The organism is Parafilimonas sp., assembly GCF_047606085.1.
In the GTDB taxonomy this organism is placed as follows: domain Bacteria; phylum Bacteroidota; class Bacteroidia; order Chitinophagales; family Chitinophagaceae; genus Parafilimonas.
In genome coordinates, this window is the sequence record NZ_JASGEX010000161.1 from 1 (window position 1) to 15,164 (window position 15,164).

Here is a 15,164-nt window from a genome sequence, read left to right on the forward strand (position 1 = left end):
CGTCATTCCCGCGACCTGTTCCGGTTTATCGGAAAGGCGGGAATCTCATAATCATGCTGTATAAGCAAGGATGACTTTATAAAATGTATATTGGTACACGCTAAGTATGAGATGCCCCCGACGCGTCCTATCGTGTGGACACAAAATAATAAGGATTAATATTGCTGATGTTATTGCAAAAGCGTGAGTTTAGCGATTTAAACGATTTACGGTTAGTATATAGTGGAGTAAAAAGCCATAAACAGGTTTATAGTAAAAATAATAAATTTTACTAATGTATTCCTGCAGTATTTATTGGCTGCAGAAACAACCCAAACAAAGGCGACGGTGGCGCTAACGTTAAATTTCTGCCTTATCCTTAAAAAATAACCCATCAGCCGCCTAATGCATAAATTTGCAGCCTATGCAGGCATATTGCAATTCGCTTACGGCATACAGCCGTTTAAAAACCCGCGAGGTAAAGATTGGCGATCTTTTGATGGGCAACCTTCATCCCGTGCGCGTGCAAACCATGACCACCACTGATACCATGGATACCATTGCCACCGTTGAACAAACCATCCGCTGCATTGAAGCCGGCGCTGAACTGGTGCGCATTACCGCCCCATCAAAAAAAGATGCAGAGAACCTGCTCAACATAAAAAATGAGCTGCATGCACGCGGTTATACCACGCCGCTGGTGGCTGACATTCATTTCACGCCCAATGCCGCTGAAATTGCAGCCCGCATTGTTGAAAAGGTAAGGGTTAATCCGGGTAATTATGTGGATAAGAAAAAGTTTGAGCAAATTGAGTATTCCGATGCGGAATATGCAGAAGAGATAAACCGCATACGCGACCGCTTTACGCCACTCATTAAAATTTGTAAAGAATATGGCACGGCCATGCGCATTGGCACCAATCACGGCTCTTTAAGTGACAGGATCATGAGCCGATATGGCGATACGCCGATGGGCATGGTGGAGAGCGCCATGGAATTCCTGCGCATTGCAAGGGATGAAAATTATCACAACATTGTATTGAGCATGAAAGCCAGCAACACGCTGGTAATGGTGCAGGCTTACCGCCTGCTGGTAAATACCATGTTTGAAGAGTTTGGCGAAATATATCCGCTGCACCTTGGCGTTACCGAAGCCGGCGATGGCGAAGACGGCAGGATAAAAAGCGCTGTTGGAATTGGTACCTTAATGGAGGATGGCTTGGGCGATACCATCCGCGTATCATTGACAGAAGATCCCGAATTTGAAATACCTGTTTGCAAAGACCTGGTGAAGCGCTATGAAAACCGTGATCATCATTCACCCATAGCCGGATTATTGCAAAAGATCAGGTCCACCGTCCACCGTCCTTCATCTGCAGATGAACCGAACGGACAACGGTTAGCGGTCAACGGACAACGGTTAACATTGCCCTACAATCCTTTTGAATATAAGCGCAGGATAACAAATGAAGTAAACAACATAGGCGGCGCATTGGTGCCAATTGTGGTGGCCGGCTTCCTGCAAAAAGAAAAAATTAATGTGGAAGACTTAAAAGCCATTGGTTATAATTACGATGCGGCAACAGATAAATGGAACATTGGCGATTCTGCGGCAGATTACCTCTATACCGGCAATAAGACCCTGGATTTTAATTTGCCCGGCACACTAAAAATTATATGTAACGCAGGAAAATGGTTAGAAGCTAAAAGCCCCCTCTCCTTTGGAGAGGGCCGGGGTGAGGTCTGCTTTCCGTTATTCGAAGGTGTGGAGTACCTTGATATTCCGGACAAGTCATCCAAACAAAATTTTGTAGCAATAGACGTTCATACAATTGATAAGCAAATAAAAGAAAAGATATTCGACCAGGTTGCCACCGATGTAACAGCCGTGCTTTGCCTGTATTCAACCAATAAGCACAGCATGGCCGATGTGCGCCGCAACATGATTGAGTTAATGGACCGCAACATAAAGACGCCTGTAATTATTTGTGTGGAAAGCCATTTTGCTTCGGTGGATGAGCAGCTTATCCAATTCTCCGCAGAAGCCGGTGCCCTGTTGCTGGATGGTTTTGGCGATGGCGTATGGCTGGTGAACGACCCGAAAAAATTGCACAATACAAAAGTGAGCGGGCGCAATTATATTCCCGTTGCCAGCAACCATCAATTCCTGAATGCAACGGCATTTTCTATTTTACAGGCAACCCGTACCCGCATTTCAAAAACGGAATACATCAGTTGCCCGAGCTGCGGCAGAACACTGTTTGAACTGCAGGAAACCACAGCAAAGATCCGTGCAGTAACCAATCATTTAAAGGGCGTGAAAATTGCCATTATGGGCTGCATTGTAAATGGCCCCGGTGAAATGGCCGATGCCGATTTTGGCTATGTGGGCAGTGGCGTAGGCAAAATAACACTATATAAAGGCAAAGAAGTTATCAAGCGCAATGTGGACAGCCATGTGGCGGTTGACGAACTGATCGGTCTTATAAAAGATTACGGCGCCTGGATTGACCCTTCGTAAATTACGCACAACCCCCACCCAAAAAATCAGAATAAAACCCATTAAAATTTACTGCCTATATTTGCTGCCCGTAAGCCGATTGTTATATATTAATTCATACAAAAAATAGTTATGGCAAATTCCAAAATTAGCGAACTGCTTGGCAACAAAGCTGAATACCTTTTAGATTATTCAAGTCCGGCAATAGATAAGTCCACCCTGCATCTTCCCGGCCCGGACCATTTAGACAGGGTATGGAAGGAAAGCAACCGCAGCAACCGTGTTTTAGGCAGCCTGCAACAGTTATTGGGTCATGGCCGCCTTGGTAATACCGGTTATTGCAACATCTTCCCGGTTGACCAGGGCATTGAGCACAGCGCCGGGGCTTCTTTCGCCATCAATCCCATTTATTTTGACCCGGAAAATATTATTAAGCTCGCTGTTGAAGCAGGCTGCAATGGCGTTGCTTCAACTTTTGGCGTGCTGGGAATTATGAGCCGTAAATACGCCCACAAAATCCCTTTTATTGTAAAAATCAACCACAACGAATTTTTAAGCCTGCCCAATACATTCGACCAAACCTTGTTCGGTTCTGTAAAAGATGCCTGGAACATGGGCGCTGTAGGCATTGGCGCTACCATTTACTGGGGCAGTGCCGAAAGCCGCAAACAACTGAAAGAAATTTCAGAAGCCTTTGAATATGCACATGAACTGGGTATGTTAACCATCCTCTGGTGTTATACAAGAAACAATGGTTTTAAAGTAGATGGCGTTGATTATCATACTTCTGCCGATCTCACCGGCCAGGCAAACCATTTGGGCGTAACCATTCAGGCAGATATCATCAAGCAAAAATTGCCTACCAATAACGGCGGTTACCTCGCAACCAAGCATGGCAAAACAAGCCCGTTGGTTTATTCTGCATTAACTACCGACCACCCGATAGACCTTTGCCGTTACCAGGTTTTAAACTGCTATTCCGGCAGGGTGGGATTGATCAATTCCGGTGGCGAAAGCAAGGGCGCATCAGACCTGGCAGATGCAGTGGAAACAGCCGTTATAAACAAGCGTGCAGGCGGCATGGGCCTTATTCTTGGCCGTAAAGCCTTCCAGCGCCCCATGAGTGAAGGTGTTGATATGCTTGGTAAAATAATGGATGTTTATACAGATGAAAGCATTACAATTGCTTAATTAATTAAATAGCATAAATTGCATGGCGGGCAAAATCTTTTAAGCGGGTTTGCCCGCCATTTTACCCTTATTAAAGTTTATGGCAGAACTTAACGATGAACTTAACGAATCGCTTTCCGGTGAAGAAAGTTCAAACGAGGGTGCGGCAGGCAATGAAACGAGGGGGAAATGGTACAAGCGTTTGCGCAAAGGCATAACCACGTCCACCTCCGAGAAGAGAGAAATGCCCGAAGGTTTATGGAGCAAATGCCCAGAATGCCACTATATCTGTACCACAAGCGAGCTGAAAGAGAACTTATATGTTTGCCCTAAATGCAATTACCACCATCGCATAGGCAGCGAGGATTATTTTGAAATACTATTTGACAATCAAAAATATACCGAGCTTTTCGACAATATTCAAAGCATAGATTTTTTAGGATTCACCGATCTGAAGCCTTACCAGAAAAGGCTGGAAGAAATTCATGCCAAGACCGATCTTAAAGACAGCATGCGCGTTGCCGTAGGCGGCATGAATAACATTGAAATAGTGGTAGCCTGCATGGACTTTGAATTTATCGGCGGCTCGCTGGGTAGCGTGATGGGCGAAAAATTCAGCCGCGCCGTTGATTACTGCATTCAATATAAACTGCCTTTCCTGGTAATAAGCAAAAGCGGCGGCGCCCGCATGATGGAAAGCGCTTTCAGCTTAATGCAGCTTGCCAAAACAAGCGGCAAATTATCGCAGTTAAGTGATGCCGGTTTACCTTTTATTTCTTTATTAACCGATCCAACATTCGGCGGTATTTCTGCAAGCTTTGGTATGCTGGGCGATTTTAATATTGCCGAGCCCGGCGCCCTCATCGGTTTTGCCGGCCCGCGCGTAATTAAAGAAACCATTAAAAAAGACCTGCCCGAAGGCTTCCAGCGCAGCGAATTTTTGCTGGAACATGGGTTTCTCGATTTTATCGTTGACCGGAAAGTTTTAAAAACAAAGCTTTCAACACTCATACATTTGCTGGAGCCTTAATGTTTTATAATGCTTCGCATTTTTTTATTTTTATGATACCGGCTCTTGTATTGCATGGCATCACGGTTGTGTCGCACCACTTGTGCTGAAGCAAGTATGGAAGCAGGTAATACACTGGTATAAAAGATTACGCTCGAATCAATATTTTTATGCATAAAATAATCCCCCTTCAGGGGACAGGGGTATGAACAACAGGCAGGCTTATTTTAATTACTACATAGAAGATAAATATGTGGCAGGCGTTGTATTGCTTGGCACCGAAGTAAAAAGCATTCGCGAAGGCAAGGTGAGCTTTAACGATGCCTATTGCCTGTTTGATAAAAACGAATTATGGCTGCGCGGCTTATACATTGCCGAATATAAACTGGGCACTGCCAATAACCATATTGCCGTGCACGACAGGAAACTGCTCTTAACCCAGCGCGAACTGAAACGCATACAGGCTAAAATGAAGGAAAAGGGATTCACCCTTGTGCCGCTGCGCATGTTCTTTAATGAAAAAAACCTGGTGAAGGTGGAAATAGGTTTGGCAAGGGGCAAAAAACTGCACGACAAAAGAGAATCTATTAAAGAAAAAGATATTAAACGCGAGATAAGCAGGGCGCTTACATAAGTGCCTGATACATCCGCGGCCAGCCCGCGATAGCGGTTTGACCGAAGCACAAAGAAGCATAATTGCCGGTGTATTGTATATCTTACCTTAAGCGCAACCATCCGCCGGCCGAAATTATTTCGTGCTATCATTGCTTTCTTCCAGAACCTGTCCCTAAAAAATTCACATAAAAAATATTGTATGGGCCAAAATAAATTCCAGCAGGCTACATTTGCGGAATTTATTTTTCTATGCCTAAAGACAACTCCATAAAATCGGTTTTAATTATTGGTTCTGGCCCTATTATTATTGGCCAGGCCTGCGAATTTGATTACAGCGGCTCGCAGGCAGCCCGCAGCCTGCGCGAAGAAGGCATAAAAGTTACACTGATTAACAGCAACCCCGCTACTATAATGACAGACCCCATGATGGCTGATAAGGTCTATCTGCTGCCATTAACGGTTGAAAGCATTGAACAGATTTTACAGGAAAGTGAAATTGATGCCGTATTGCCCACTATGGGCGGCCAAACCGCATTGAACCTTTGCATTGAAGCCGATGAACTGGGCATTTGGGAGAAATACAATGTACGCCTTATTGGTGTTGATATACAAGCCATTAAAGTGGCCGAAGACCGTGAAAAGTTCAGGCAGCTCATGCTTGATATAGATATTAAAGTAGCGCCAAGCAGGGTGGCCAACAGCTTCCTCGAAGGAAAAGAGTTTGCGCAGGAAATTGGCTTCCCGCTGGTAATACGCCCTTCGTTTACTTTAGGGGGCACCGGCGGCGGTTTTGTACATGATAAAAGCGAGCTGGATGAAGCGCTGCAACGCGGTTTGCAGGCCTCCCCTATTCATGAAGTACTGGTTGAAAAAGCGGTACTTGGCTGGAAAGAATTTGAACTGGAACTGCTGCGCGATAAAAATGATAACGTGGTTATCATCTGTACGGTTGAAAACCTCGACCCGATGGGCGTTCATACCGGCGATTCCATTACGGTTGCGCCTGCCATGACGCTGAGCGACACCGCCTACCAGGAAATGCGCAACCAGGCCATGCGTATGATGCGCAGCCTGGGCAATTTTGCCGGCGGCTGTAATGTGCAGTTTGCACTTGACCCTGAAACGGAAGATATTATCTCTGTTGAAATTAACCCGCGTGTAAGCCGTTCTTCGGCGTTGGCCAGTAAGGCAACCGGCTACCCTATTGCCAAAATTGCCGCCAAGCTGGCCATTGGTTACACACTGGATGAACTGAAGAACCAGATCACCAAAACCACCTCCGCCTATTTTGAACCGGCACTGGATTATGTTATCGTAAAAGTGCCGCGCTGGAATTTTGATAAATTCAAGGGCGCCAACGATACCCTGGGTTTACAAATGAAAAGCGTGGGAGAAGTAATGGCGATAGGGAGAAGCTTTACAGAAGCGATACAGAAAGCCTGCCAGAGCCTGGAGAATGAAGCGGTAGGCCTGGGCTATTATGGCAAGAGCCTGATGAAGAGCGACGAATTGATCGAATATATTAAAACGCCGAAATGGGACCGCATCTTCCGCATTAAAGATGCGCTGATGGAAGGCGTAACAGCCAAAACCATTGTTCAGGCCACACGTATTGACCGATGGTTCATTTATCAAATCCAGGAAATTGTAAGAATTGAAAAACTGCTTGCCCAGCATACGCTGGAAAGCCTGCCGGAAGATCGTTTGAAGGAAGCCAAGCACAACGGCTTCAGCGATGAGCAAATTGCAAGGATATTAAAAAACCGCTGCACCGATGAGCAGGTATATGAAAAACGAAAAGCGCTGGGCATTACCCGCGTTTATAAAATGGTGGATACGTGCAGTGCAGAGTTTGAAGCCAAAACGCCATATTTCTACAGCAGTTTTGAAGGATAGGGCGCAGGTGATATTTTAAAAGACCGGGCGCTTTTTTTACCCCACCGGGAACAGCCTTTATGCGCTGCGGCATGAAGTATTTCTTTAAAGCTTATAATCACAATTCAAATTGATTAAAAACAAATAATCAATACCCAACAATCAATTATCAATTAAAACGCTTTGCATTGAACATTGATCATTGAATATTTATTTTCATTCAATTACCTAAACACAAAATTATACACGCCGCTTTTGTAATTTAGGCTCGTGGAAAGACCATAGCCGTCAACTTAAGCCCGGAGGGCTTGAATTTGAATAGCCGTAAGTTACACCCACGGTAAAAATGTTGATGTTTTTGTTGAACCCTTGCGGGGTTCAATATCAAAACCGTTCAATTTGTCCACAGGTTATACCGATGGCTATTCAAACTGAACCCCAGTCGGGGATATTTTACTGCTTATATTTCTTAAGTTGACGGCTATGGTGGAAAGGCGTGCCGGAACGGGCACAACACAATTACAACAATAGCCGGCTGCCAATGCCGGCAATACTGATACCAGGAGGTTTACTGCCGCGGCAATACTGTTCAATACTAAGGGGGTGCACATGCCGCGCACAATACCTATTCAATGAAGGCCCTGCTGCGACAGTAGGTTTATTATTGGCCAATTTGTAATGATTTAAAACAAGTTTAAATACAATCAGCGCATGAAAAAAATTGTATTATTCATTCTACTGTTTACAAGTTTTCGCTGTTTTGCACAATCTGTCTATAATCCGGCAGCGGTTTTTCCTGCACAGCCCATATTACCACAAGGCAATGAATACAGAACTGCAACGGGCAGGCCCGGGCCAAAGTACTGGCAGAATAAAGTTGATTATATTATTGATGTAACATTGAACGACACAAATCAAACCCTGCATGGAAAGGAAATCATCACTTACACCAACAACAGCCCGGAAACATTAACATACGTATGGTTGCAGCTTGATGAAGATGCCTATAAGCTTAACTCAAGGGCAAGGCTTACCAGAATGCTTACCGACAGCAATGAAAGCAAAACAGGAAAGGGCTTCGATGGTGGTTTTATCATTAATTCCGTAACCGCTAAACAACAAAGCCTGCAGGTGGTGCATAGCGATGCAAGAATGAAGGTAATATTGAATGAGCCTTTGCCTTCAGGCGCCGGCATGCAGCTTAGTATAAGCTTCAGCTATGCTATTCCGCAATATTTCCACAACAACGATTTTGGCGTTAACCGCACTGATATTTTACCAACCCGAAATGGCAATATTTATTCCATAGCACAATGGTATCCCCGCCTTTGCGTGCTGGATGATGTGGAAGGGTGGAATACATTACCGTTTTTAGGCAATGGTGAATTTTATCTGGAATATGGCAATTTTAATGTAAACATTACTTTACCGTCTGCTTATGTGGTACAGGCTTCAGGCGAATTAACGAACCCGCAGGAAGTGCTGTCAGCAACAGAATTGCAGCGCTGGAAGGCGGCAAAGAATAGCGAGAAAGGCTATTTCATACATGCACCGGAAGACGTAACCAACGCATCCATCAGGCCAGACAAGCCAACCTGCACCTGGAAGTTCAGCATGCTAAACACAAGGGATTTCGCATGGGCTGCATCGAAAGCTTTTGTGTGGGAAGGCGTTAACATCAATTTGCCAAACGGCAAAAAAGCTTTCGGCATTTCTGTATATCCAATCGAATCAATGACGCCCGATAGCTGGCAGCATTCAAGTGAGTATGTAAAATTCACGGTCGAAAACTTCAGCAAACGCTGGTTCATTTATCCATATCCCTGTGCTGTAAATGTGGCATCCAATCTTGACGGAATGGAATTCCCGGGCATCGTGTTCTGCCCTGCATTCAGTTCGGGCAATATGTACTGGCGCGTGGTAAACCATGAGCTTGGCCATACCTGGTTCCCGATGATCGTTGGCAGCAATGAGCGCCGTTATGCATGGATGGATGAAGGCTTCAATACATTTATAGATAATATTGCCCGGGAAGATTTTGAGCACGGAAAGTTTACCGGTTATGAGCCGCACGACAGGCCCATTGAAAGTTATTTTGCTGATAGTGTTCCGCCTGTTATGACAAAGCCGGACGCTATGATGGGCGATATGGTTTTTCATACGCAATATTTAAAAGTTACTTATGCATTAAGACTGTTGCGCGATAATATTATTGGTAAAGATTTGTTTGATTCGGCTTTTAAACAATACATCCGGGATTGGGCTTTCAGGCATCCAACACCCAATGATTTTTTTCATAGCATTGATAATGGCACAGGTGAAGACCTTGGCTGGTTTTGGAAAGCCATGTTCATGGAAAATTATAAGCTTGATCAATCCATAAAATCAGTTAAATATGTAGATGGAGATGCGACAAAGGGAGCTATCATTACCATTGAAAACAAGCAGCAGGCAGCCATGCCTGTTATTGTGGAAGTGAAGACAAAGAATGGTAAAACCGAAACATACCGGCTGCCGGTTGAAATATGGCAAACAGGCGACACTTATGAATTAACCGCCGCAACAAAAAGCGAAGTTGCAGTGGTAACAATTGATCCGGAAAATATGTATCCTGATGCAGACAGAAATAACAATATTTGGAAGCAATGATTTGTTTGTGGCTCCATAAAATTAATACCCAGACATAACCCTTAATTTATTCTTGCAGCCAACAGCTTTGATTCAATAAACTGACGGCATTTTGTTTTTAAGCGTCTTATTGGCGGCCATGCCGGTAAGGGCGGCGCATCATGCATTTCATTCAAAATGCATAACATTGCCCGGTTATTTAAGCATCGTGAAATCTTTTTATCGCCGTTTGAAAAATGAAAAAACTACTTACCGTATTATGCTGTTTGTTATACAGGCAATCTATCGCACAAACCATTGCACAGCAAGCCAAGGGTATATGGAAGATAACATTCGGCACGCCGGAACAACATTTACCCACAACATTTAAAGAAGCTCCGTTAAGCGATGCATTGAATAAAATGGCGGTTGATTCATTGCCGTCTTTCTTTAAAAATATTCGCTTCAAACACCTGCCATCAGGTGTGGTTGCTGAAATGAATGTGGATGATAGCGAACGCTTTTATGGCTTCGGCATGCAAACCAATACATTCGAGCAACGGGGTATGCGAAGAGAAATAAGAACCAATGCTTCTCCTGTCGGCAATCTTGGTTTTGGCCATGCGGCAATGCCTTTTTTTATATCATCCAGGGGCTATGGCATATTGGTCAATACATCCCGCTATACCACTTTCTATATGGCTTCTGCAAATAAGATGGATCCCAATGATGTGCATACAGATTCATCCAACAGCAACATTAAACTAAGTGTTGAAGATTTATATGGAAGCAGTAATAACAATAGTGCATCTGTACAAATGCTGGTGGAAGACACACAGGGCATGGAAGTATATTTTATTGATGGCCCAACCATGCTGAATGTTATGCAGCGTTATAATTTGTTTAGTGGCGGCGGTGCTTTGCCGCCCTTATGGGGTTTGGGTTTTGAGTACAGGGCGAAGGGAGATTCAAAAAGTGACGATGTTGAAAATATGGCTGATTATTTCCGTGCCAAACATATTCCTTGTGATATAATTGGTTTAGAACCGGGCTGGCAAACCAATGCGTATTCCTGTTCTTTTGCGTGGAATACAAATAATTTTCCGCAGCCTGAATCATTCATCAGAAACATGCGCAATAAAAGCTTTAAACTCAATTTATGGGAACATGCATATACATCGCCCAGCTCGCCTGTATATAAAAATATCACTACATATTCGGGCAACTATAAAGTGTGGAATGGCGCAGTGCCGGACTTTACTTTACAGCAAGCACAAAATATTTTCTATGGGTATCACGACAGTGCGTTGGTACAAAAAGGCATTGCTGCTTTTAAGTTAGATGAATGCGACGGCGCCGAATATACTTCGGCACAGGGCGAATGGAGTTTTCCGGATATAACCCGGTTTCCCGGTGGCATGGATGGCATACAAATGCGCCAGTTATTTGGTTATCTCTATCAAAAAGGTATGCTGAATGTATATGCCCGGCATAACCAGCGAACATTGCTTGATGTAAGAGCGTCCTATCTTTTTGCCTCACCATGTACATCTGTTCTGTATTCTGATATGTACAATCATAAAGATTATGTAAGAATGATTGTGAACTCAGGTTTTGCGGGCGTAAACTGGAGCCCTGAATTAAGGGAGACCCATAGCGATGCGGAACTGATACGAAGGATGCAGACAACATTAATGTCGAGCCACATGGTGACGAATAGTTGGTATTTAAGCATGCCGCCATGGTTGCAATACGACCGTGACAAAAACAATAAGCATGTATTGTTAGGCAATGCAGATTCTTTGGAATTGAAAGCAAAGAAACTGATTGAGCTGCGCATGCAGTTGCTGCCGTACCTGTATAATGCCTATGCGAAATATCATTTTGAAGGAACACCTGTTTTTAGGGCGTTGGTAATGGATTATCCAAATGATGAAAAAGTATATAAACTGGATGATGAATATATGATGGGTGAAAGCATTTTATGTGCGCCGTTTTTCGACAGCGCTTCAACAAGAAAAATTTATTTACCAAAAGGTGAATGGTTTGATTTTAATACTGATAAAAAATATACCGGCGACAGCGCTTATACTATCACCATGAGCCTGGATGAAATACCCATGTTCATCAAGAATAACTCTATAATTCCGCTGGCCGCACCTGTTGAAGATATTGATTCAACAACAACTTTTGATATTAATTGCAATGTATATGGTAACCCTGAGCCAACAACATTATTCAGCGATAATAGCTTTACTGATGATTATGTAAAGGGAAAATATAGCTGGCTCACATTGAAATGGAATGGTAAAAAAATCGTAACCCAATCAACCGGAAATTATACCTCGTCGTTGTATAAAGTAAATACTGTAAAGCATGTTCAATAAATGCCTGTGCGGCATTGTTTTCTTCTTTCCGGAAAGAAAGTAAAGGACCTCAAACGCCCCATTATGGCTGGTACATTAGGATTGCTATTAGCAGTGGCTATTCAAAATGCTCATGATACCAACAGAAGAAACAGTGAGGACTATGAAAGGCTGATCTTGAATCCAGCGAGGCAATGATTCATTCATCTGCCATGCAAATTATGCTGAAAAATTTTAAACAAACCCTAAGGCCAATAAATTCCTGTATAAGATTATATTGCAGCCAATAATCAAGATAGAAATAATATGAAAGCAAAGACCGGCGTATCGCTTGCCATAATGATGTTCCTGGAATATTTTGTTTGGGGGGCCTGGTATGTAACCATGGGCACGTATATGGGCGAGAACTTACATTCCACAGGCCTGCAGATAGGCGCTGCATTCAGCGCATTGGCCATTGCCACCATGATATCCCCGTTTTTCATCGGCATGATAGCCGACCGTTATTTTGCAGCGCAAAAAATAATGGGCGTGTTTCATATTATTGGCGGCGCACTGCTGTTCTTTGCCACAAAGGTTACCGATAACGCAGCCTTTTATTGGGTGATATTGCTGTATTCTTTACTATATATGCCCACCATTGCTTTAAGCAATAGTGTGGCTTTTCATCAAATGACCAACCCAGGCAAGCAGTTTCCCTGGATTCGCGTATTCGGAACACTTGGGTGGATCGTGGCAGGATTATTTATTGGCTCTCTCGGCATTGAAAAAACAGCCAATACGTTTTATATGGCGGCAGGTGTTTCCGTATTGCTTGGCTTATTCAGTTTTGTGCTGCCCGATACGCCGCCGAAAGGCAAAAGCGCCGATGCAAGCGCTTCATCCGCATTGGGCGCCCAGGCTTTTGTATTATTTAAAAACACTTCTTATACCATCTTCTTTATTGCAGCAATCCTGGTTTGCATACCGCTTTCTTTTTATTATGGCTTTGCCAATCCTTTTTTAAATGAAGCGGGCATGAATAATGCCGCTGGTAAAATGATTCTCGGCCAGGTTTCGGAAGGCGTATTCATTCTTGCCATACCATTTTTATTTAACAGCATTGGCGTAAAGAAAATGCTGCTGCTGGGCATGACGGCCTGGATACTGCGTTACATCTGCTTTGCTTACGGCAATGTAGAGGCGAATGAATGGATGCTGTATGCCGGTATAATTTTACACGGCGTTTGTTATGATTTCTTCTTTGTAACCGGTTATATGTACACAGAAAAGAAGGCCGGCGAAAAAATAAAAAATGCAGCACAGGGCTTATTTACGTTTGCAACGTATGGCGTGGGCATGTTTATAGGAACATGGTTCTCCGGTGTTATTGTTGATAAACACATTATAAGCCCGGAACATCACGACTGGACAAAGATTTGGCTTGTGCCTGCTTACATTGCCATTGGCGTTTTAATTTATTTCCTGTTGTTCTTCAGGGAAAAGAACGATGTAAAGAAAGCCGCAGGCTATTAGCCACAAGCTGCAAGCCGTAGAAAAACTTGTAGCCTGAAGCCAAAAATAGAAAAGTATTTATTATGATAGTTCGTTTATGGCATGGGAAAACATCTTCTGAAAACGCAGAAGCATACATGAATTATGTAATGCAAACGGGCGTTAAAGATTACCGGGCAACGCCCGGTAATTTAAATGCGCAGGTCTGGCAAAAGCAGGAAGGCGATATAACCCATATATGGACGGTTTCGTGGTGGGTGAATATTGAAAGCATCCGCGCATTTACCGGCAGGGATTATGAAAAAGCAAAGTATTATAAGGAAGATAAAAAATACCTGCTGGAGCTTGAACCAACTGTGCAGCACTATGAATGTTTTGGCGAGATAAGATAGTAAAGCGACTGGCTCAGTCTAAAAAGACTGAGCCAGTCTTTAAAAATATTGGAGCTATTATTTAGCTGAGTTAGATTTTATGAATACAGATGGCGGATTATCGCATAAACTGCATGGCCTCGATCACCTGCGTGCTTTCGCAATTACCTATGTTTTCCTGTTTCATTATGGGCGATTTTTTCCGCATCCTGCATGGACAAATACACTAACCAGATTTGGCTGGAGCGGCGTTGACCTCTTCTTCGTATTAAGCGGGTATTTAATTTCGGCGCAGCTTTTTAAACAAATTGCTGAATACAAAACAATTTCGCTGAAAGGTTTTTTTATCAAACGTTTCTTCAGGATCATTCCTGTTTATCTTTTTACAGTTGCTTTATATTTTTTATTCCCTTTTGTACGGGAACGGGAATCGCCGGCGCCACTTTGGAAGTATTTAACCTTCACACAAAACATCGGCCTTGATATTGCCAAACAAGGTACCTTTTCGCATTGCTGGAGTTTATGCATTGAAGAGCAGTTTTATTTGTTACTGCCGTTTATATTGTTGGGTTTAATAAAAACCAGGCTATTGAAAAAGGGATATTGGCTCCTGGTTTTATTATTTATTGCCGGCTTTATTATACGTGCTGTATTACATGCCAATTTAAGTTCTGATAATGACTGGATTACCTGGTATAAATGGATTTATTACCCAACCTGGGGCCGGCTCGATGGCCTGCTGGTTGGCGTTAGCATCGCAGCCTTATTGCAATTCAAACCTGCGATTGGTAAAAAGGTTTTATCGCATGAGCGCATACTGCTTTTAACCGGCCTTATCCTTTTTGCAACCAGCCACTATATATGCAGTAATCAAATAAGTTTTAAGTCGTCTGTATTTGGTTTACCGCTTACAGACATCGGTTATGGGTTGATTGTTTTAAGCGCTTTAAGCCCAGGCAGTTTCTTGTATCAGCACGAATCGAAAATAACCTCGAAGATCGCCACGCTGTCTTACGGTATTTACCTCGTTCATAAAATGGTAGTTCATGTGGCGCAGGAACCATTGATAAAGCTTGGCATAAAAGATGAAAGCAACCTGATGTTTATTATTTGCACAGCCCTTGTTTTCGTCATCGCCTTATTATGCAATGAAATAATTGAAAAGCCTTTTCTTCACC

At 43.3% G+C, this 15,164-nt stretch carries 10 protein-coding genes; all 10 read left to right on the plus strand.

Features of this window, described 5'->3' with window-relative positions; translation table 11 throughout:
• Positions 1-403: 403 nt before the first annotated feature.
• Entirely contained in the window at positions 404-2,500 is a 2,097-nt protein-coding gene (gene ispG, locus QM629_RS13840; RefSeq protein ID WP_415160474.1) for a (E)-4-hydroxy-3-methylbut-2-enyl-diphosphate synthase, read from the plus strand.
• Between the two features lie 111 nt (positions 2,501-2,611).
• Positions 2,612-3,670: a class I fructose-bisphosphate aldolase gene (locus QM629_RS13845; RefSeq protein WP_415160475.1), complete on the plus strand. Its 1,059-nt coding sequence runs from the start codon at positions 2,612-2,614 to the stop codon at positions 3,668-3,670.
• Between the two features lie 79 nt (positions 3,671-3,749).
• Positions 3,750-4,679, plus strand: a complete 930-nt coding sequence (accD, locus tag QM629_RS13850) for an acetyl-CoA carboxylase, carboxyltransferase subunit beta (RefSeq protein ID WP_415160476.1) — start codon at positions 3,750-3,752, stop codon at positions 4,677-4,679.
• A 184-nt stretch (positions 4,680-4,863) separates the two neighbouring features.
• Positions 4,864-5,292, plus strand: a complete 429-nt coding sequence (gene smpB / locus QM629_RS13855) for an SsrA-binding protein (protein ID WP_415160477.1) — start codon at positions 4,864-4,866, stop codon at positions 5,290-5,292.
• Positions 5,293-5,522: 230 nt separating this feature from the next.
• Complete coding sequence (gene carB, locus QM629_RS13860; RefSeq protein ID WP_415160478.1) at positions 5,523-7,169, plus strand: carbamoyl-phosphate synthase large subunit; 1,647 nt, start codon at positions 5,523-5,525, stop codon at positions 7,167-7,169.
• Between the two features lie 690 nt (positions 7,170-7,859).
• Positions 7,860-9,797 (plus strand): M1 family metallopeptidase, encoded by a 1,938-nt coding sequence (locus QM629_RS13865; protein WP_415160479.1) that lies wholly within the window; start codon positions 7,860-7,862, stop codon positions 9,795-9,797.
• Positions 9,798-10,012: 215 nt separating this feature from the next.
• Positions 10,013-12,142, plus strand: a complete 2,130-nt coding sequence (locus QM629_RS13870; RefSeq protein ID WP_415160480.1) for a TIM-barrel domain-containing protein — start codon at positions 10,013-10,015, stop codon at positions 12,140-12,142.
• A gap of 285 nt (positions 12,143-12,427) precedes the next feature.
• Positions 12,428-13,636 (plus strand): nucleoside permease, encoded by a 1,209-nt coding sequence (locus QM629_RS13875; protein ID WP_415160482.1) that lies wholly within the window; start codon positions 12,428-12,430, stop codon positions 13,634-13,636.
• A gap of 62 nt (positions 13,637-13,698) precedes the next feature.
• Complete coding sequence (locus QM629_RS13880; RefSeq protein ID WP_415160483.1) at positions 13,699-14,007, plus strand: antibiotic biosynthesis monooxygenase; 309 nt, start codon at positions 13,699-13,701, stop codon at positions 14,005-14,007.
• Positions 14,008-14,086: 79 nt separating this feature from the next.
• Positions 14,087-15,164 (plus strand): acyltransferase family protein (locus QM629_RS13885; protein ID WP_415160484.1); only part of this gene is annotated, 1,078 nt, incomplete at its 3' end.

What these genes read in the sequence shown, in the direction of transcription:
- ispG (WP_415160474.1), top strand. Translation starts at nt 404, where the DNA reads ATGCAGGCATATTGCAATTCGCTTACGGCATACAGCCGTTTAAAAACC.
- QM629_RS13845 (WP_415160475.1), top strand. Translation starts at nt 2,612, where the DNA reads ATGGCAAATTCCAAAATTAGCGAACTGCTTGGCAACAAAGCTGAATAC.
- accD (WP_415160476.1), top strand. Translation starts at nt 3,750, where the DNA reads ATGGCAGAACTTAACGATGAACTTAACGAATCGCTTTCCGGTGAAGAA.
- smpB (WP_415160477.1), top strand. Translation starts at nt 4,864, where the DNA reads ATGAACAACAGGCAGGCTTATTTTAATTACTACATAGAAGATAAATAT.
- carB (WP_415160478.1), top strand. Translation starts at nt 5,523, where the DNA reads ATGCCTAAAGACAACTCCATAAAATCGGTTTTAATTATTGGTTCTGGC.
- QM629_RS13865 (WP_415160479.1), top strand. Translation starts at nt 7,860, where the DNA reads ATGAAAAAAATTGTATTATTCATTCTACTGTTTACAAGTTTTCGCTGT.
- QM629_RS13870 (WP_415160480.1), top strand. Translation starts at nt 10,013, where the DNA reads ATGAAAAAACTACTTACCGTATTATGCTGTTTGTTATACAGGCAATCT.
- QM629_RS13875 (WP_415160482.1), top strand. Translation starts at nt 12,428, where the DNA reads ATGAAAGCAAAGACCGGCGTATCGCTTGCCATAATGATGTTCCTGGAA.
- QM629_RS13880 (WP_415160483.1), top strand. Translation starts at nt 13,699, where the DNA reads ATGATAGTTCGTTTATGGCATGGGAAAACATCTTCTGAAAACGCAGAA.